This is a genomic window from Streptosporangium sp. G11 (assembly GCF_051192615.1).
Lineage (GTDB): Bacteria > Actinomycetota > Actinomycetes > Streptosporangiales > Streptosporangiaceae > Streptosporangium.
Genome location: NZ_JBPJUQ010000085.1, coordinates 1 through 19,055 on the forward strand (window position 1 = coordinate 1; position 19,055 = coordinate 19,055).

At 68.6% G+C, this 19,055-nt stretch carries 18 protein-coding genes and 1 pseudogene; 2 read left to right on the forward strand and 17 right to left on the reverse strand.

Going from position 1 to position 19,055, the window contains the following annotated elements:
• Positions 1-79 precede the first annotated feature (79 nt).
• Positions 80-1,699, forward strand: a pseudogene (locus ACSDR0_RS42000) (Tn3 family transposase); the annotation flags it as partial.
• 67 nt (positions 1,700-1,766) lie between these two features.
• Here the strand turns inward: ACSDR0_RS42000 and ACSDR0_RS42005 are convergent.
• The 5 genes from ACSDR0_RS42005 to ACSDR0_RS42025 are packed head-to-tail and all read right to left on the reverse strand — an operon-like array spanning position 1,767 to position 3,930.
• Positions 1,767-2,564, reverse strand: a complete 798-nt coding sequence (locus tag ACSDR0_RS42005) for an alpha/beta fold hydrolase (RefSeq protein ID WP_435294551.1) — start codon at positions 2,562-2,564, stop codon at positions 1,767-1,769.
• 12 nt (positions 2,565-2,576) lie between these two features.
• On the reverse strand, positions 2,577-2,867 hold the full coding sequence (locus ACSDR0_RS42010; protein ID WP_435294552.1) for an alpha/beta fold hydrolase: 291 nt from the start codon (positions 2,865-2,867) through the stop codon (positions 2,577-2,579).
• 9 nt (positions 2,868-2,876) lie between these two features.
• Positions 2,877-3,299: an SHOCT-like domain-containing protein gene (locus ACSDR0_RS42015; protein WP_435294553.1), complete on the reverse strand. Its 423-nt coding sequence runs from the start codon at positions 3,297-3,299 to the stop codon at positions 2,877-2,879.
• 11 nt (positions 3,300-3,310) lie between these two features.
• A complete protein-coding gene (locus ACSDR0_RS42020; RefSeq protein ID WP_435294554.1) occupies positions 3,311-3,571 on the reverse strand; it encodes a hypothetical protein in 261 nt (86 codons plus the stop codon).
• Entirely contained in the window at positions 3,568-3,930 is a 363-nt protein-coding gene (locus tag ACSDR0_RS42025; RefSeq protein WP_435294555.1) for a DUF2089 domain-containing protein, read from the reverse strand. Before ACSDR0_RS42025 ends, ACSDR0_RS42020 begins: the two co-directional genes overlap by 4 nt.
• Before the next feature lie 523 nt (positions 3,931-4,453).
• On the opposite strand from ACSDR0_RS42025, the gene ACSDR0_RS42030 reads away from it, so the two are divergent.
• A complete protein-coding gene (locus ACSDR0_RS42030) occupies positions 4,454-5,614 on the forward strand; it encodes an ISAs1 family transposase (protein WP_435294556.1) in 1,161 nt (386 codons plus the stop codon).
• Between the two features lie 683 nt (positions 5,615-6,297).
• Here ACSDR0_RS42030 and ACSDR0_RS42035 read toward each other — a convergent pair.
• The 12 genes from ACSDR0_RS42035 to ACSDR0_RS42090 form a co-directional block, all read right to left on the reverse strand.
• Complete coding sequence (locus ACSDR0_RS42035; protein ID WP_435294557.1) at positions 6,298-7,002, reverse strand: ABC transporter ATP-binding protein; 705 nt, start codon at positions 7,000-7,002, stop codon at positions 6,298-6,300.
• Complete coding sequence (locus ACSDR0_RS42040) at positions 6,995-7,813, reverse strand: ABC transporter ATP-binding protein (RefSeq protein WP_435294558.1); 819 nt, start codon at positions 7,811-7,813, stop codon at positions 6,995-6,997. Before ACSDR0_RS42040 ends, ACSDR0_RS42035 begins: the two co-directional genes overlap by 8 nt.
• Positions 7,780-8,727: a branched-chain amino acid ABC transporter permease gene (locus ACSDR0_RS42045; protein WP_435294559.1), complete on the reverse strand. Its 948-nt coding sequence runs from the start codon at positions 8,725-8,727 to the stop codon at positions 7,780-7,782. Before ACSDR0_RS42045 ends, ACSDR0_RS42040 begins: the two co-directional genes overlap by 34 nt.
• Complete coding sequence (locus ACSDR0_RS42050) at positions 8,724-9,605, reverse strand: ABC transporter permease subunit (protein ID WP_435294560.1); 882 nt, start codon at positions 9,603-9,605, stop codon at positions 8,724-8,726. Before ACSDR0_RS42050 ends, ACSDR0_RS42045 begins: the two co-directional genes overlap by 4 nt.
• Positions 9,606-9,616: 11 nt before the next feature.
• Positions 9,617-10,738, reverse strand: a complete 1,122-nt coding sequence (locus ACSDR0_RS42055) for an ABC transporter substrate-binding protein (protein WP_435294561.1) — start codon at positions 10,736-10,738, stop codon at positions 9,617-9,619.
• A gap of 395 nt (positions 10,739-11,133) precedes the next feature.
• On the reverse strand, positions 11,134-11,700 hold the full coding sequence (locus ACSDR0_RS42060; protein ID WP_435294562.1) for a DUF2889 domain-containing protein: 567 nt from the start codon (positions 11,698-11,700) through the stop codon (positions 11,134-11,136).
• Positions 11,701-12,573, reverse strand: coding sequence for a cyclase family protein (locus tag ACSDR0_RS42065; protein WP_435294563.1), 873 nt, complete (start codon positions 12,571-12,573; stop codon positions 11,701-11,703).
• Between the two features lie 291 nt (positions 12,574-12,864).
• The gene (locus ACSDR0_RS42070; RefSeq protein WP_435294564.1) at positions 12,865-13,704 is read right to left on the reverse strand and encodes a mycofactocin-coupled SDR family oxidoreductase; all 840 of its coding nucleotides are present in this window, start codon (positions 13,702-13,704) and stop codon (positions 12,865-12,867) included.
• Entirely contained in the window at positions 13,701-15,554 is a 1,854-nt protein-coding gene (locus ACSDR0_RS42075) for a flavin-containing monooxygenase (RefSeq protein WP_435294565.1), read from the reverse strand. Before ACSDR0_RS42075 ends, ACSDR0_RS42070 begins: the two co-directional genes overlap by 4 nt.
• A 224-nt stretch (positions 15,555-15,778) precedes the next feature.
• Positions 15,779-17,323, reverse strand: a complete 1,545-nt coding sequence (locus ACSDR0_RS42080) for a class I adenylate-forming enzyme family protein (protein WP_435294566.1) — start codon at positions 17,321-17,323, stop codon at positions 15,779-15,781.
• A gap of 625 nt (positions 17,324-17,948) precedes the next feature.
• Positions 17,949-18,620 carry a TetR/AcrR family transcriptional regulator gene (locus ACSDR0_RS42085; RefSeq protein ID WP_435294567.1) on the reverse strand — a complete coding sequence of 224 codons (672 nt, stop codon included), beginning with the start codon at positions 18,618-18,620 and terminating at the stop codon, positions 17,949-17,951.
• A 58-nt stretch (positions 18,621-18,678) separates the two neighbouring features.
• Complete coding sequence (locus tag ACSDR0_RS42090) at positions 18,679-18,930, reverse strand: hypothetical protein (RefSeq protein ID WP_435294568.1); 252 nt, start codon at positions 18,928-18,930, stop codon at positions 18,679-18,681.
• Positions 18,931-19,055 lie beyond the last annotated feature (125 nt).

Below are 19,055 nucleotides of genomic sequence, written 5' to 3' on the forward strand. Positions count from 1 at the left end.
CTTCCCCATAATCGAGACCTTTCCCATGATCCGTGGACCATGATCCAAAGCCTCCGGAAAAACGGGGGAAGCTCAACCGTCGCTGCGCTGGGCCGACCCGCGCGCCCACCTGCTGGACGGGCGGGCGTGGGAGGCGATCAGCGAGGACGTGCTCGCCTCGCTGTCGCTGACCGACCCGGTCCAGGCGCACCTGGACGCCAAGCTGCTGGCGCTGGACGCGGCGTGGAAGCAGATGGCCGGCCGCCTGGCCGAGGCCGGTGACGACGCCCTGGTGCGGGTGGTCACCCCGGCCGACGGGCACGCCCGGTTGTCGGTGGAAAAGCTCGGCGCGCTCGGCGAGTCACCGTCGCTGAAGTGGCTGCGCGCGGCCTGCCAGGCGATGCTGCCCCGCATCGACCTGCCCGAGCTGCTGCTGGAGGTGCACGCCTGGACCGGCTTCTTGGACGCCTACACGCATCTGGCCGACATCTCCACCCGCATGCACGACCTGCCCCGATCGCTGGCGGCGCTGCTAATCAGCGAGGCCTGCAACGTCGGCCTCACCCCGGTGATCAAGGACGGGGACGAGGCACTCACGCGCGGCCGCCTGTCGCATGTCGACCAGAACTACGTGCGCGCTGAGACTCACGCCGCCGCCAATGCGATCCTGATCGAGGCCCAGCGCGGCGTGCCGCTCGTGAAGTTGTGGGGCGGCGGGCTGCTGGCCTCGGTCGACGGGCTGCGCTTCGTCGTCCCGGTCCAGACGATCAACGCCGCCCCCTCGCCGAAGTACTTCGGCTACAAGCGCGGCCTGACCCTCCTGAACGCAGTCAATGATCAAGTGATGGGGATCGGGCAGGTGGTGGTGCCGGGCACCCCGCGCGACTCGCTGTACATCCTGGACTGCCTGATCAACATCGACGCCGGGCCGAAACCCGAGCTGGTCACGACGGACCAGGCATCCGATTCGGACATGGTGTTTGGGATCTTCTCCATGCTCGGCTACCGGTTCGCGCCCCGCTTCGCCGACCTGGGCGACCAGCGCCTCTGGCGCGCCGACCTGCCCGACGGCACGACGCCGGCCTACGGGTCGCTGGAGGCGATCGCCCGCAACAAGATCAACCGACAGAAGATCGCTACGCAGTGGTCGGACATGACCCGGGTCGCCGGATCGCTGGTGACCAACCAGGTCCGCGGCTACGACCTGCTGCGCATGTTCGCCCGAGGCGGGCGCCCGACGCCGCTCGGGCAGGCGTTCGCCGAGTACGGGCGGATCGACAAGACCCTGCACCTGCTGTCCATCCTGGACCCGATCGACGACACCTACCGCCGCAGGCTCAACAAGCAGCTCACCGTCCAGGAGTCCCGGCATCGACTCGCCCGCAAGATCTGCCACGGCGGCAATGGCCAGATACGGAAGGCTTATCGGGAGGGCCAGGAGGATCAGCTAGCCGCGTTGGGGCTGGTCGTCAATGCGGTCGCGCTGTGGAACTCCAAGTACCTGTCGGCCGCCGTCGACCTGTTGCGGGCGCAGGGCGTGCCGGTCAAGGACGAGGATGCCGCCCGGCTCAGCCCACTCGGCCACGCCCACCTCAACGTCCTGGGCCGCTATGCCATCGCCTCCTCCGCCCCGGCCGAAGGCCTGCGCCAGCTCGGCGAGCTCCCCGACCTGCCCGACGGCGGGGACACGGTGGAGACGGTGGAGGGAGAGGGCGTGTAGACCTCCGGCTTTGCGCCGACGGCTATCAGGATTCTCCCGTGCGGGATTCACCGTGACGGCGGCGTCTTCAGTTCCCCTCGTGGTCGAGGGCGGCGACCTCACGTACGGCCTCGGCGATGGCGCGATAGTCCTTACGCAGAATCGAACCGTGGTTGCTGGCGACTTTCGCGCTGATTTGGATGTTCGGATTGCGGGCAGTCACCGCAGGGAGACTGGCGCGTACCTGTTCGTGCCCGCCCTGGCTTCCGAAGGACTCCCCAGAAGCGACCACGTAGCGCGCCGGGACGGTGACGCTGTCCAGCACGGGGCCCAGGTCACGCTCGCGGGCGATCTTGCCGACCTCGATGTTGCTGTCTGCCAGCTGGTCGCCGGTCATCCGTGGAGCCATACCGAACGGGCGCAGCAGCTGCATGGGCCACCAGAGCCGCTTCCATATCTTGCGCATCCCCGCTTCCATGGACTCGTCGAACCAGTCGTAGGGCTGCGCGCCCTCCACCAAGACCGCGCCCACGGTACGGGCCGGATTCCGGCTGGCCCAGTGCGCCGCGACAAACGCTCCATAGGACCAGCCCACCACCACCGCCCGGGCCACACCCCGGGCTGCGAGGACAGCATCGACATCTCGGATGTTCGTCTCGAACGAATAATCCGCCGAACGCTTCGACATACCACGCCCCCGCATGTCGTAGGTGATATGCCGCCACTGCGTCCCCAACTCGGCAAGGACCCGCCGCCATTGCCGCTGAACGCCGGCATGGCCGTTGAGGTAGATCACGGGGACACCGTCGCCGTCGGTGTCGGTGACGGCTAAGGCCGTATCGTCTACTGGGACCATGCCGGTCCAGGGAGATCGCTTGATGGTCATGGTCTCCCTTTCTCAGAAGTGAATCGGGAACGGTGGCTGGTGCCGGTGGCCAGGTTCCCGGACGGCGCCGCCCTCGAACGAATAGTCCGCCGAGCGCTTCGACTTGCCGCGGGCGCGCTCGTCGCAGGTGAGGTGCCGGTAGTCGCTGCCGAGGTCAGCGATGACGCGCCGCCAGTGCGACTGGTCGGCATAGGCGCCGTTGAGGTAGACCACCAGATGGCCAGGCCCGCCGGTGTCGCGCACGTACAGCGCGCTGTCATCGACCGGCACCATGCCGGTCCGGGTGGATTGCCGGCTGGTCATGGTTTCCCCCTACTCGCAGAAGACACGCAGGTGGCCATCGGACGCCTCCATGTCCACGATCGTCTCGTCGAGGTGCTCCACGAGCGCCTCGAGCTGTGCGGGCTTGAGCTGGGTCAGATCGATCGGCACGCCCGCCTTGACCAGCTCGGCGTTGGCCCGATCCAGCGCCCGCGGCGGGATCAGGGCGACGAGTTGTACACCGGCTCGCAGCAGTTGCAGCGGCACCCGCAGGTTGAGCCGCCCTGACTCGCCGTCCTCGAGGAACTCCATCTCCAGCCGCAGGTACTTCGCCCTGCCTTTCGGCCGGGGCTCCAGGCGCGAAGCCGCCGGCGACTGGTCTCGTTCGAGCGCGAGGAGGAGCCGCTCCGCCTCCTCTGCAGTGATCTTGCCCTCGGCCAGCATGTCGAGGACGTCCTTGCGCTGTTCGTTCATCGAAACCTCTCCTACTGGATGGATACGAGCACCGCCGTACGGCTGTATTCGACGTCGACCCGGGTGCCGGGCAACGCCGAGACGATGCGCCAGCCGGTGCCGAGCGCGCGCACCAAGCTGATGCTGAACACCAGGCAGGTCACGGCCGCACCCAGAACGGCTAGGACCATGACCGGTGAAAGGACGAGCACCACGGGCAGGACCGGCACCCAGATCCGGATGGCACGGTGGTCTGGGCGTTTGACCCGTACGGTCACCAACTGCGGCATCATGTGCCATCCCCCAGCTCGGACAGTGCCTGCTGTGCGGTGATCTCGCCGCGGCGCAACCGCTCGATGATGTCGGCCCGCGACGGCGCCGGATCGGTCTCGACGAAGTCAAGCATCTGTGTGATCCGGTTCAGCCGCGCCTTGATCGTCGGATAGCTCACCCCGAAGATGCGTTCCATCTCCTTGATGGAGCCGTGGCACCGCACGAACGCTGTGATGAAGACCTGATCCTCGACGCTGAGCTGAGCCAGTTGCGGTAGCTCGAAGTCGCCCTCGATCGCGACGCCGCTGCCTGCCAGGCGCACCCGCTCGACGACGAACGGCTGGCCCTGGGTCAGGTTTGTGAGTTCCTGCCAGTCCATATCCAAAGTTATACCCGACAAACCTTCACTATTTCAATGTTGATCTTAATTTTCTTAAGCTAGCCCGTTTGGCCTCCACCAGATCGCGCGAGGGTTGACAACTACGGACGGAGGGGTCGGTGGGCGGGCTGCGCGGACGGCGACTTCTACGTCTCGCTGGTCGCCACATGCTCGGCGTCGACCTGGATGCCGAACTGCAAGCCTCACCCAGGTCTTCACCGCCGCCGGATATGAGGTGGCCGCCGATTCCGACCACAACATCGCCTGCAGCGTCATCGCCCGCCTCGCCCCGCGGGCTGACCCGGCAGGCCGGCCTGTCGGGATTAGACAGTTTCCCGACATGCCGCCTACCCGGCCCCCGACGGCACAAAAAACCGGATACCAGCGGACGAAACACCGCCCGAGCGGTCGATTTCGGGATCTGATTAACGACAGGATTTTCCGACCGCAATCGTGATCTCTCGCCCCGCTACCTGGCGGCTGGGCGCGGGTCAGCGACCGGAGCCTCGCCTCGTCCGGCGGAATGCTGGCGTTGGCCGCCTGTGGGGTGGCCGTGGTCGGCGGAGACTCGATCGTCGCGGTGTGGCACTGGGCCGCCGACGCGTGCCCGCAGGAACTGCTGGCCGAGCCGGAGGTATGCGCGATCCGTTCACCGGGCTGTATGTACCCCCGCGAGCGGACCTTCCGCCGGGTACTGAGCGAAGTCGACGGTGATGAACTGGATCGCCAGGTCTGCGCTTATCTGGCCGACCAAGAGCCCCACGCACCGCGCGGCCCCGACGACGATGACCGGCCAGAGGCCACCGATCCGGCGTGGTCGAACGAGCGGGAGGCCCGGCGTGCCCGTCAGCGCCGCCGGGAGCACCCCGCCATGTCCGGGTTGCTGCCCGCGGCGGCGGCCGATGGCAAGGCGATCCGCGATGCCCGCCGCAGCGACGGCAGCCGCTCGCAGTTGCTGTCGTTGTTTTGCCGCACCCGCCACACCCCCCTTGCCCAGCGGGCGATCGACGCCAAGACCAGCGAGGCTCCCGAGTTGAAGCCACTGATCGCCAACGTGAACAAGGCCGGCCGGGTGCTCACCGCCGACGCGCTCCACACGGTCCGCGAGAGCGCCCGGCACCTGGCCGAGGACCTCGGCGCGTACTACGTCCTCATGGTGGAAAGGCAATCAGCCCACGCTCCTGGCGGCGGCGATGACCCGGCTGGTCGCCGGGACCGACGCCGAGCACGAGCAGGCAGGAACCGGGCACACCGATCTCGATCGGGGACACGCCGCAGCGAACGGCGCACCATCCGCACCGTCCCCGCCGACGGCATCGACTTCCCAGACACCGCCCAGGTCTTCCGGATCGTTCGGCACGTCGCTGACCTGACCGGATCGGGCGTCACCAAGGAGGTGGCCTACGGGATCACCAACATGACTGCCGACCTGGCCAGACCAGCCCACCTCAACCTCTACGTCCGATCGCACTGGGGCGTGGAAACCCGCGAGCATTACGTCCGAGACGTCACCTTCCGCGAGGACGCCGGCCACATCCGCACCGGTCGGCTACCACAGGTGATGGCGGCCTGCAGAAACCTCGCGATCGGCGCGTTCCGCCATGTCGGACACGCCAAGATGGCCCACGCCCGACGGCACTACCGCAACGACGCCCGCCACCTGCTCACCTTGTTCCACCTATGAACTCAAATCGCCAACAAGCCAGCACATCTCCAACATGCCGGGGCCGTGGTTTCCTCGCACGGCATGCCGAGTGTGTGTGAGGACCGTCTGGCCTGCACCGGCAACATCGACGGCAAAGGCTGTCACATCACACTGCTGCCCCGACCCCAGCAAGAAATCCAGAGCGAGGTCCGGGCCGAGCAACAGACTGATCAATGGCGGACGCGATACGCCATACGGGCTGGATGCGAAGCCACCGTCTCTGAAGACCGTCAACGCCCACGGCCTGCGTCACTGCCGCTATCTCGGCCGGGCCAAGACCCACGTCCAGCACGTCCTGACCGCAGCCGGAACAACGGCATCCGTCTCAGCCAGTACGACGTGTCACCCCGCTCCAACGAACACGCCGAACCAAAGCGTCCCGCCACACCTTTCCAACGCCTGTGCAGCCGACTGCCACCACGACCGCCTCAGTGACTCCCAGAGATCACCGACAGCATCCGAAAACCCCGTGGCGCCGTACGGGCGTGCCAAGTCGGAGATGGGTGGTGTCGATCTCGGCCACACCGTCCTCGGTGTTCAACAGGATCGGCCCACACGCACATGAAGGCGATGACTCTGACCGTGGTCAACCCGGCTGGCACCGGACAGAGCGAGCGTGATTGGCGGGATCGACAGCTTTTGTCGCGGTTTCAGTATCGGTCTCACAACAGCGCCATGACCTGCTCGCTCGTCCGCAGCTCCGCAGCCGGACGGTGGGCCACGACGGATCCGGACCGCAGGACGTAGGCCTCCTCGCTGATCGCGAGGGCGGCCATGGCGTTCTGCTCCACCAACAAGATCGAGATGCCCGTCGCGTCGCGGACGTGCCGGAGGCGATCGAAGATCGTTTCCACCATGACGGGCGACAACCCGACTGACGGCTCGTCGAGCATCAGGACTGCGGGGCGGGGCGTCAGCGCCATCGCCACGCTAAGCATCCGTTGCTCGCCGCCGCTGAGCGCGCCTGCTCGCACGTCGACCCGTTCGGCCAGTGCCGGGAACAGGTCGAGCAGCTCCGCTGCCCGCTCGTTCCTTGCCCCGCGCTGGAGGCTGCGGCCCGCGAGCAGGAGGTTCTGCCGGACGGAGGCACCCGGGAAGACGATGTTTTCCTGCAGCGAGGTGCCGAGCCCAGCCCGGACCCGATGCCACGGTGGCGTGCCGAGCAGCGATGTCCCGTCGACGGTGACGCCTCCGGCGACCGGGGTGATCAAACCGGACACCACCCGCACGAGTGTCGTCTTGCCGGCGCCGTTCGCGCCGAGGAGGCAGGTGATCGCACCACTCCGGACGGTGAGGTCGACATCGCGTAGAACGCGGGAGGAGCCGTATCCAGCGGTCACCCCCCTCACGACGAGCGCGTCAGGCATGCGCTGCACCTCCGCCGACGTACTCCGACAGCACCGTGGAGTCCGCGAAGACCTCGTCGGGACTGCCCTGCCGGAGCACCTGGCCACGTGTCATGAACACGACGTCGTCGCACCACATCCGGATCACCTCCACATTGTGTTCGATCACCCCGACCATCGCGCCCTGCTCGCGCAGGGTCCGGATCTCGTCACCGAAGCGCTCGAGGGTGTTGAGGTCGACTCCTGAGCTCGGTTCATCGAGGAACACGACGCGCGGTTCGGTCATCAGGACCCGCCCCAGCGAGACGAGCTTGCGCTCCGCGTACGAGAGCTCTCGGACCCACCGATCGGCGCCGTCGCCGAGGCCGAGCCGATCGAGTACCTCCGTGGCGGCGTCGAGATCCAGCCTCCGCGCCGATCGTCGTCTGCTGCGTCGCGCGGTGGGGGTGCTCTGCTCCCGCGCCTCGCGGGCAACGAGCAGGTTCTCCAGGACAGTCATCCCTTCGAAGAGCCGCAGGTCTTGGAAGGTTCGCCCGACTCCGATCCGGGCGATCTCCAGCGGAGAGAGGGAGTGGAGGCCGTGCCCGCCCAGCCTCACCGTGCCGCGGTCCGCCTTGACGAACCCGGTCACGATGTTGACGACGGTGCTCTTCCCGGCGCCGTTCGGGCCGATCAGCCCTGTCACGCCACCACCTCGCATCGAGAACGTGCAGCCGTCGAGCGCCTGGACCCCGCCGAAGCTCTTCGAGACGTCCTCCACCGTCAGCACGTCGTGCGTGTCCTTGCGCGCGGCGGCGATCATCGTGCCCTCCTCGATGTACTGCTCAACCATGTCGTGAGCTGCGGGCGTCGGTCCGTCCGGTCACCGCGGGGCTCGATCCGCACCGACGGTCTCTCCCGGAGCAGGCCGTTGGGCAGCAGGAGCATCGCGAGCACCAGGAGCAGGCCGAAGAGGAACTGGGGCAGATGCTGGTCCACGGACCCGCCGAACGACACGTACGCGGGGAGCCGCTGCAGGAGGATGACGATGACCGCGCCGACGGCGGCACCGGCGAGCCGTGTCTGGCCACCGAGCACGACGATGGTGAGCACCATTACCAGCTGGTCGAGGCCGAAAGAGTGGGGCGACACGAAGCCTGTGGTGGCGACATAGAGTGCACCGCCGATCCCCGCGACGCCCGCCGAGACGGCGAACGCCTGGACGAGTGGCGCCGTCCGTGGGACACCGTAGGCCGGCGCGGCATGGCGGTTGTCCCGCAGTGCCCGGAGCCGGCGTCCCCACGGGCTCGCCATCATCGCCCGCAGCCCGAGCGCGACCACAGCCAGGACTGGAACCGTCAGAGCGAGCAGTTCGGGCGGGTCGAGCAGCTCCACGCCGCTGACTGTGAGCGGAGGTATCGCGGAGATGCCGTTGGCGCCTCCCGTGAGCCCTCGGAGGTTGGTCACCACATCTTCGAACACGAACTGCGCCGCGAAGGTGACGAGCAGGGCGCTCTCGCCCGCGCCCGCGACAGCGGCAAGCCCTATCACCGCCCCAATCGCCGCGGCGACGACCGGCGCCATGAGGAACCCGAGCCATGGGCCCTCGTAGACGGATGCGACCAGCGCCGTGGTGTATCCGCCGACACCCATGCAAGCGACCTGGGCCACCGAGAACATGCCGCCGTGCCCGAAGACGAGCACCAGTCCCTGTGCGACGACCGTCCAGATGCAGATCGTGAGCAGGACCGCCAGCAGGTAGGTCATGATGCCTCCAACTGCGTGACCCGCTGGCGCTGGACCTGGCGTACCACGATGCGACGGGCGAGGAACGTGGCGACGATCGCGGTGAACAGGACCGTCCGATCCCATTGGGCGGGCAATTGCCAGCTGATCAACGCGACGACGACCTGGAGCAGCACGGCGGCCACGACCGGACGCACCAGTGACTGGTGGCCACCGACCAGCACCGCGCCGAAGGCCACCAGGAACGGCCCGACGCCGATAGCCGGATCGACGCCCGCGACGACACCGGACACGACTCCGGCCGCGCCCACGAAGACCGCCACCAGGGCGTAGGTCAGTATCTGTGCCGCAGCTTCGTTCACTCCAGTCACGAGAGCGAGCTGCCGGTTCTCGGAGAGTGCCTCGAGGGAGAGGCCGAGCGAGGTCCGCCGCAAGAACGTGAGCAGCGCTGGGATCAGCAGGATCGCCAGTCCGATGGCGGTCAGATCGGCCGTGCTGAAACGGAAGCCGGCGACCTCCACGGTGGTCTGCACCCCTGAGAAGGGATAGCGGCGGACGGGCCCGTAGACCCATCCGAGCGTCGCCTGTGCCATCGCGAGCAGTCCGAGCGTCGCGATGAGTACGACGTCCGGATTCGCTCCGCGGCGCAGTAGCGGCCGGTGCGCCAGCAGGAACAGCAGCGCGGCGTAGCCCACTGCCACGCCGACCCCCAGCACGGCTGAGGGCAGCAGCGGCAGCCCGAGGTCCTGGAGCGACACCGACCCGTAGCCGGCCACGACGAAGACGGCCGGCAGATGGAAGTCGATGAGGCCAACGACCCGCCAGGCCAGCGCGATCCCGACCGTGAACAGCGCGGCGAGAGCACCGGACGAGAGCCCGTGAGACAGGACAGCGGTCACGACAGTCTCCCTCAGCCGGCCAACGGCGTGTAGGTGTGCACTTGCTCGAAGCCGCTGGTAGACACGCGGAACACCCCGAATGTCATGTCCGTGCTGCCGTCGGGCCGGAAGGTGTACTTTCCGACGGTTGGTGCGCCGCCGCCGTCGCGGCGGATCTCATCGATCAGGGCCCGGCCAGTAACCGACCCGCCGACCGCCCTCGCGGCGGTGCCCGCCTCGACGACGGAGTCATAGGTCAGCAGAGCGTGGATGGTCGTCCTCGCCACGAGGTCGGACAACTGCCCGGGCGTGGACGCGGGCACGTCGTTGCCCGACACGTAGACGCCGTCCTGCGCGGTCGGGAGGGACGACAGGGCCGCTGTCTTCGCGCCGGAGTTGCTCAGGAAAATACCGGTGTAGCCGAGTTCGCGCCCCTGGCGCACAGCGAGTCCGGCATCGTCTCCGGAGGTGGAGGCCAGGAAGATGGCGTCCGGGTTCGCGGCGAGGACCTTCGACAGCTGAGACCGCACGTCGGTGCTGCCCTGTGGGTAGGACTCGACCGCGACGACCTCCTGGCCAGCTTTCCGTGCCGCTTTCTGTGCCGCCGTAGCCATCGACTGGCCGAACTCGTAGTCGACGTACAGCACCCCGACGCGCCTGGCGGCGGCCCTTCCGGAGGCGAGGAAGTCCCACATCGCCGACGCCTCGGTCGCGGGCAGAGCCTGCATCTGCTGGGCGAGCGTGGCGCCGTTGGCGTACGGCGTGGCGCTGCTGGAGATCAGCAGGCTGGCCACTCCCCGGCGCTCGAGGTAGGGAACGATCGCCGAGACGACGTTCGAGCCGGAGCACAGGACAACCTGCACGCCGTTCTGCTCGACCGCCTTCTGCGTGTTTTCCATCGCGAGGTCGGTGTTCAGCTGACCGGTGTCGATCGGAACTATCTCGACCGTCAGCCCGCCGTCGGCGGAGACCTTCTGGGCGCCCAGGTCGGCGCCCTTCTTTATACCTTCCCCGACACCCGCAAGGCCAGGACCGTTGGGCACGCAGACGCCCACCTTCAGGGTGCTCTCCGAGGGTGCACCGGGGGTGTTCGACGATGTCCCGCCGCCACCGCCGCACGCTGCCACCGCGAGCATCACCGCGGTGGCGGCCACTATCCGGGCATGGCGAAGCCGCAAAACGACCATGTCGCCCTCCGATGTCTCAAGGCCGGAAACCAGTGTGATCCGGACATGTGACCCGGAACGATAATTACTGGTCGCAGGGTTGTCAACGCCCCTGTTTACAGATTTCGCATCCTGAGAACGCCCCCCTGAGCTCGGGGCGGGGTGCTCGGCGTGTTGATGTCGCCCCGAAATATCAACGACTCCGTTGACATTTGGGCGCACACGGACGAGCATCGGTCGCGATCCGAGCTCGACGAGGGGTGAGACGATCGTGACGAGTGTGCCCGCCCTGGCGCCCCACCGGTGGACCTGCCCGAGGAGTCCGCGGCGCCGCGGCTTTCCCGCCTGCTGGAACCGGGCCGTACAGGGCCGGGGGGAGAGGATCAGGGCTGATCGGCGGGCGGGGCCAAGGTGGCTCGGCGCTGGACGGGCGAGTCGGCGGCGAGCGCGGCGCAGGCGTTCAGCAGCCCAGGCTCGATCCGCATGCCGGCACGCGTCCAGGTGCCGTCGGCGCGGTTGCGGGGGGTGTTGTCCACCTCGGCGCGCATCCGCAGGTAGATGGACAGGACATTGGCCGCGGATAGGTCGAGGGCGAGGGTAAGGAAGTGGCTGCACCCCAGGGTGCCGCCGAGCACCTCGAGGACCAGCCGCCGGTAGCCGCGCCGGACGCTGAGGCCGCACAGCCGGGAGACCGGCGCGACCGTCACGGCGCACTGGTCGTAGGGCTGCTGCGCGGAGTGGGCGGAGATCTCCCGGATCGTCAGGTCCGGGATCGTGATCGTCGCCTCCAGGCGAAGGTCGTGAATCACCTCGATGTCGGCGGGATCGTCGATGGCCGTGCTGGTGTCCCGCAGCGTGGCGACGACCCGCATCTCGGTGTCGGAGACGGGCAGGACGTCGAGGTGCTTCTCGCGCCGGGCAGCGCGCGGCGCGAAGGAGCGGCCAGCCATCTACAGTACCGCCACGGGCGCCACCGGGCTGCCGACGGCCTGGTGGATCGGCAGCGGGGCGACGACGAGGAGGAAGTCGCGGCGGCCGGCCGCGGCCAGGGCCTGGGCGAGCGCGTCCAGTGCGAGCAGTTCGAGGAAGTAGACTCCGTGGTCGCGGATCAGCGCGATGTGGAGGGGGGAGGCGCAGGACGGGTCGCTCGACGGGGAGACCTCCACGCCGATCGTGTCGGCGCCAACCAGCGCGAAGCCCGCCTCCAGGATCCACTCGACGCTGTCCACGTCCAGCCCTGGCCAGGAATCGGTGCCGATCGAGGGGTCCGCGCGCCACAGTGCCGGCCATCCGGTCCGTACAAGCAGCGCGTCGCCGGGGCGGGGGTCGCAGCCGTCGAGGGCCGCGCGGAGAACGTCGACGGGCACCGGGGTGCCGGGTGTGAGGCCGTCGGCGCCCTCGGGCACCGCGTCGACGAGCAGCCCCCGGCAGACGAACGGGCCAGCCTTGTCGATGCCACAGCGCTTGGCCCCGCGGCTGGTGACCTCGTCAGAGCTGAACCCGCCATACATGATGCCGTCCTGCCAGACGTGCGCGAGGGCATCGAGGTGCGTGGCGCCATGGCAGGCGAGCAGGATGGAATCGTCGGCGAAGCCGAAGCCCGGCCGCTCGGGCAGACCGGCGGCGTAGTCGCCTCCGTCCCGGCTCATGAAGTGCACCGGCGGGGTCCGCATGGCGGCGATCGGCGCCGCCCCGGCCCGGATCGGCTGGGCCAGCGGGATGACAGTGCCGCGGCTCGCGCTGTCCAGCCCGCGCCGGACCGCCCGCTCGTCGACCAGGTTGAGAGCTCCGCGTTCGTCGCCAAGCTCGAACCGATACCGCATAGCAACCTCCCGGGAACGACGGCTCATCTGCCTCAGAACATTATCAACGGAGCTGTTGACGGGTCAACGCGGCTGGGCTTCATCCCATGAGACGGCCCCGTACAGGCGACGCGCACAGCCGTCGCGGCGCTGTCGGTCGTGACCCTCCCGGTTAGGCCCGCGGACGCTCGCCCGGAACACCGCGATCCCCCGGGACGACGCACCTGTCGCGGCCCCGATCGCCGAATCGCTGTGACTGAGCAGCTGCGACCGGGCGGCCGGGCGAGGGCCCGCCCGGCCGCCCGTGACGGTTCAGTCGATCACGGGTGCGTGGTTCAGCCCCGGGAGGACCAGCGATCCCGCGTCGACCTGCAGCTCCGCGCCCGTGACGTGCCCGGCTTCGTTCGAGGCCAACCACGACATCGCCGCCGCGACAGCGGACGGCGGGAGGGCGGAGCGGTTGCGCAGCGCCGCCATCTTCCGGAAGAACGCGGTTCGAGGTGAGTCCTCGCCGAGCCGGCCCGTCTCATCGTTGTCGATCATCGGTGTGTGCACGGCACCGGGCAGGACGGTGTTGACCCGGACATCGTGGTCGCCGAGCTCCAGCGCGAGGCTCTTCATCAGGCCCAGCAGCCCATGCTTCGACGCCGTGTAGGCCGCCAGCCCCTTGCGCGCGCTGCGGGCCTGGACCGACGCGGTGGCGAGGATCACTCCCGAGCGGCGCTCGATCATGTGCGGCGCGACCGCCTTGGCGGTCCGCCAGACCCCGCCGAGGTTGACGTCGAGGACCGCCTGCCACGTCTCCTCGGCGATCTCCCAGAACTGCGCCGACTGCATGATCCCGGCGTTGGCGACCGCGACGTCCAGACGCCCGAACTCCTCGAGACCACGGGCGACCGCTTCGTCCAGCGACGCCTGGCTCCGCACATCGATGGGGACGACGAGGCAGCGCCGGCCCAGGGCGCGTACGGCACGGGCGGTTCGGTCGAGGTCGTCCCGCCAGGCGGTCGTGGACTGGGCTCCCCGGATGGGGGTGCCGACGTCGCACGCGACGACGTCGGCACCCTCTGCGGCGAAGGTCTCGGCCACGGCACGGCCGATCCCCCTCGCGGCCCCGGTGACGAGGACGGTTTTGTCCAGATGGCGGGTCATCGGCCGCTCTCCGCGCTCCTCGCGAGGTCCGCGGAGGACGCCGAGGGAGCGAGCACAGTACGCCCGGGGCGCGGAGGGAGCAGGCCCTCGAGGTCGGCCTTGATGGCCAGCGCGAGGTAGCGCGAGAAGGTGCGGCACTCGATGAGCGAACCTCCCATCAGCCAGAACCCGTCCTGGTCGAGGCGCCGCCACATGTTGCGCATGAAGCCGTCCTCGTCGAAGTCCCAGATTGGGCCGATCCGGTCGGCCAGCTCGTCGCCGAACATGCGACGTACGGCCTCCTGCTGGTTCTCGTAGCCGGTCGCCAGCACGACCAGGTCGCTCTCGATCGTCGTCCCGTCGGCGAGGAGCGCGCCATCCCGGGTGAAGCGGACGATGTCACGCGCCTGGACGACCCGAATCCGTCCGTCGGCGATGAGATCGGAACACCCGACGTTGATGTAGTAGCCGCCTCCCGTGCGCAGGTACTTCATGTGGAAGCCGGTGCCGTCGGGGCCCTGGTCGACCTCGAATCCAGCGGCCTGGAGCCGCCGCAGCAACTCCCCGTCTATCTCGGTCGTGCGCCGCGTGATCCGCTGGTAGGACTCCTTGAGTACCGGATAGGGGATCGACGCCGCGATGAGGTCGATGTCCTCGATGGGCGGGCCCTCGGAGTAGAGCGAGTAGACCAGCGTCCCGCTGGGGATCAGGCTGACCACGCACGTGGGGCCGCGCTGGACCATCGTGACCTGGGCTGCGCCGTTGTCGTGCAGCTCCTGGGCCACGTCGTGGCCGCTGTTGCCGGTGCCGACGACGATCGCCCTGCGGCCTCGGTACTCGACCCCGCTGGTGAACCGGCTCGAATGCACGACCTCCCCGGCAAAGTCGTCGAGCCCGGGCATCGACGGGATGGTGGGCGTCCCGCTCACGCTGCCGATGGCGAGAACGATCTGTGGGACGCGTATGACCCGCTCCATCCCGTCGGCCCTCCCCAGGTGCGCCGTCCACAGCCGGGATCCCTCGTCGTAGGTGGCTCCCCGGAACTGCGTGCCCGTCCAGACGTTCAGCTCCATGAACGCGGCGTACGCCTCAAGGAAGCCGGCGAGCTTGTCCTTCGGCACGAAGGTGGGCCACGTCGGCGGGAAGGGAACGTACGGCAGGCTGTTGGCCCACACCTCGTTGTGAAGGGTCAGCGAGTGATAGCGCCGCCGCCAGTTGTCGCCGATCCGATCCAGCTTCTCCACGATCAGCGCGTCGACGCCGATCTGGCGCAGCCGGGCGCCCAGGATGAGCCCCGCCTGTCCCCCGCCGACGACCAGCACCTCGGGGTCCTGGTCGGCGTACTCCTGCTCCTTGCGGCGCTGGTCTGCCCAGTTGTCGCCGCTGAAGTTCGAGGAGTATTCCAGCCCCGTCGGACGCCGCTCGCCGATCTGCTCCTCGAACCCGCGCAGCTCGTGCAGAGTGGTCAGCAGGATCCACGCGCGCGGGGCGCCGGGGGGCACGCCCTCGACGGGTAGGCGGACGAAGCCGTGCCCGCGCCCGACAGCGGTCTCGAACTCGAAGAACGCTTCGACGACGCGCCTGCCGGAGCGCTTCACCAGCCGGGGCAGCGATCGGCCGGGCGCCTGGCGGAACTCGCCCGGACGAGCCTCGGGCAGGGCCGCGCGCAGCGCGGTGACGATCGCGTCCCGGCCGGCGAAGGTCCGGTACTCCCAGGTGAGGGAGAGGATATCCCGCCAGTAGGCGTCATCGAGGAAGCAGGCCGCCAGGCGCTCCCGATCGCCGGCCCACAAGGCCGCCTCGAACTCCCGCAACCAGGAGGAGAACACCTCCTCCACCACGACGGGTGTGGTCTCGTCCACCATGGTCATCGCCGAACTCCTTCATCGTCTCCTGGCGCCCCGGTGGCGGCCTGTCCGCTCTCGGCGCCCGTGAGGCCTATTGATAGGCCCCTTGGCCCGCTGATGTCAACATATGCGTTGACAGTCGGCTAGAGGCCGGCAAGGAACTCGCGGGCCGGGACCGGCCCGGCGACGATCGCCCGCCATCATGAAGGCCCCGTGCAGTCCCTGATGACCGGGGAACGGCGACGGCCTCAGGCGCCGCGCACGCGGCGCTGTTCCCCGGCCCAGTACGGCTCCCGCAGCACCTTGCGCTGGATCTTGCCGACCGGGCTGCGCGGCAGCGGACTGTCCCGGAACACGACCGTATGGGGCTTCTTGTAGGAGCCCAGCAGGCGTGTGCAGGTCTCGATGACCGTGCCCTCGTCCAGGTCCGCGTCTCCGGGCTTCACGACCACGGCCATCGGCGCCTCGCCCCACTTGTCGTGCGGCACGCCGAAGACGACGACCTCCCGCACGTCCGGGAGCGTCTGGATCGCCTGCTCCAGTTCGGCGGGCCAGATGTTGAAGCCGCCGGAGACGATCATGTCGTCGACGCGGTCGACGACGTAGAGGTAGCCGTTCCGATCGAGCCGGCCGACGTCGCCGGTGAGCACCCAGCCGTCCCGCAGTCGGCGGTCGCTCAGCTCGGGGTCGCCCCAGATATCGGTCATCTGCCCGTCGCAGCGGATGGCGATCTCACCCTCCTCGCCAATGGGCAGGGAGTTGTTGCCCGGGTCCCGGATCTCCAGCTCAGCGAACGGCATCACGCGGCCGGCGGAGATGATCGGCTCGGACCCGGGGACCTCCGAGAACCACTCCTTGGGTCCCATGAAGGAGACCGGCACGGCCTCGGTCTGGCCGTACATCTGGAACAACCGCTCCCCGAACACCTCGTGTCCGGCCCGCGCGGTGCGGACGCTGATCGGCGCACCGGAGATCATCACGGCCTTGAGGGACGGCAGGTCCTGCCTCCGACCGTCGACCGCAGCCACGATGTCGGCGATCATGGTGGGGACCGCGAAGAACCACCCGATCTCGTCCCGCGCGACGCGCTCGACGAAGCCGTCGGCCTGGAATCTGCGGTCCAGCATGTTGCACCCACCCGCCAGCCACAAGGGCAGGAACAGGTACCCCGATCCGTGACTGATCGGGCCCACGTGCAGGCACCTGTCCCCCGGCTCGACGGGGGGCAGCATGAAGAACCAATCGCGGGTGGTGTTCATCCAGGCCTGGTGGGTGTAAGCGACGCCCTTGGCCCTGCCGGTGGTCCCCGCCGAGTGGCGAATGATGAAGACGTCGTCGAGTTCGACGCGCGGGTCGGGGTCGGTGTCGGGAAACGACGCGAGCCAGTCCTCATACTCTGAGTCGCGGACGATCATCGTGATGCCGAGCTCGTCCACGATGTCCTTGACCTCGTGGGCGTACTCCTCAGCCACGACGACGGCCTTGCACCCGGTGCCCGAGAGCATGTAGCGGTGCGCGACGGACGAGTTGCGCCGGTAGAGCGGTACGCGGATGAAGTTCGCGACGGCGGAGCCGATGTAAAAGTCGGCCGCCTCGACGCAGTTGTCCTCGAGGACCGCCACGCGGTCGCCGGGTTCGAGGCCGGCCGCGAGGAGCGCGTTGGCCAGCCGCGTCCCGCGCCGCCAGACCTCACCGAACGTCAACTGGCGGCCGTCGCTGGCGACAGCGGGGCGGTCCCAGTGGAACTGCGCGGAGCGACGCATGGCGGTCCTGACGTCCAGCACGACGCTCACCTCCTTGCTGTTGTGGTGCCACCACCCGGGAGTGGGGATGCGAATGTCTGAACGGCATCGAAACGCGCTATCGGCGATGTGTCAACGGGATCGTTGATATTTTATGAAGGCGGCTCTAAGCTCGACGTGTCCGACCCGGCGGTGTACCGCCGAGGATGTGTGAGCGGCTTCCCGGATGGCAGCCGAGGCGCCCGCGCGCAGCCGGACATGACGATCCCGATGTGCTCGCGCACGTTCCGAGAAGAGACGGCAAATGGTGGACCGGCGGTGAACGGCGACGGCGTGGACTTGGACGATCTGCTGTCGCGAGAGGCCATAGATCGGCCGTTCCAGTTCTATTCGAGGCCGCGGGAAACCTGTCCTGTCTATTGGAACCGGCGGTGGAACGGCTGGGCGGTCACCGGATACGCCGAGGTGGTGGAGGTGTTCCGTAACCACGCGGAGCTGTCGTCGGACCGGTTCGCCGGCCCCTTCGGCGAGGACCTCAGCTCGTCATCACAGTATCGGCAGAGGTCAGGCCGTTTTCCGTGCCGAGGCCGGCGCGTCGGAGGCCGAGCTGCCGCTGGCCGCCGAGGGGTGCCCGAAGGAGGCGACCAGGGGGCGCTGGCCGACCGCCGATGGCGGCTCACGCCCCCGGCGCCGCCAATACGCCGCGCAGGAAGATGTCGGCTAGCTCCCGCCCAACCTCTGCGCCGCTCAGTCGTCCTCCCGGGACGAACCAACGGTGGGTCCAGTTGACCGCGCCGAGCACCGCGAACTTGATCATGTGCGGGTCGGCGTCCCGGCGGAACTCCCCTGACTCGACGCCGTCGCGGGCGATGCGCAGCACCGCCTCGTCGTATCGCCGCGCGAGCTCCAGCAGGTGGCGCTCGTCGGGGGACTCCGATTCCGACAGCCTGCGCATGTCCTCCTGGACGTACAGATGAAGGTAGGGATAGTGCCGTTCGTAGGACTCGGCCAGCGACTCGATGACCGCGCGCAGTCGCGCGGTGGCCGGCTCGTCGGAAGCGGCGACCTTCTCGATCAGCTCGACGTTCGCCTGCACGGCCTGTTCGACCAGGCCGAGGAAGATCTCTTGCTTGCTCGCGAAGTAGTAGTACACGCTCGCCCGGTCGCTGCCCAGCCGCTGGGCGATGTCGCTCATGCTCAACGCCTGGTAGCCCCGCGCCCGGAGTGCGTCCGAGGCTGCGGTCAGCACCGCGTTGCGCCGCTCCACCCAGCTCGCGTTCTGCTCCCGGCGGGCCAGTGCCCTGCGGCGCCCGATCCCGCTGGACCCCTCGTTCACCGACTGTGACACCCGAACGCACCTCCTGATATCCGCGACGGCGCGCCGCCGCACGCACCCAATACCCGCTTCAGACCCGAACCCTATCAACCATGCCGTTGACCGTCTCGAGAGGAAGGGTGCCCTGTGCCCGCGTGCAGGGAGTGGCGGTGAGCTCGTCATGGGCCGTGCCGAGCTCGCTCTCGTCGCCGGTGTGCTCGGCGATGGACCCGGCTTCCGCCAGCGCATGGCCGTCGCGTCCGGCGATCCCTGCCAGCCCGGCGAAGCAAGCGTCGACGCGTGGGGCGCGCGCGGCGCCGGAGTCGGCTGGGGACCGTTGCACAGGGCATCGTCGAGCCAATGTCGACGCCTCGGTCTGCCTGAGCCTTTCCGTCATCCGACCATGCCGGAGCGGTACAAGTCAACATATACGTATACATTTCAGCATGTCACTGGCCCGGTTAGGCC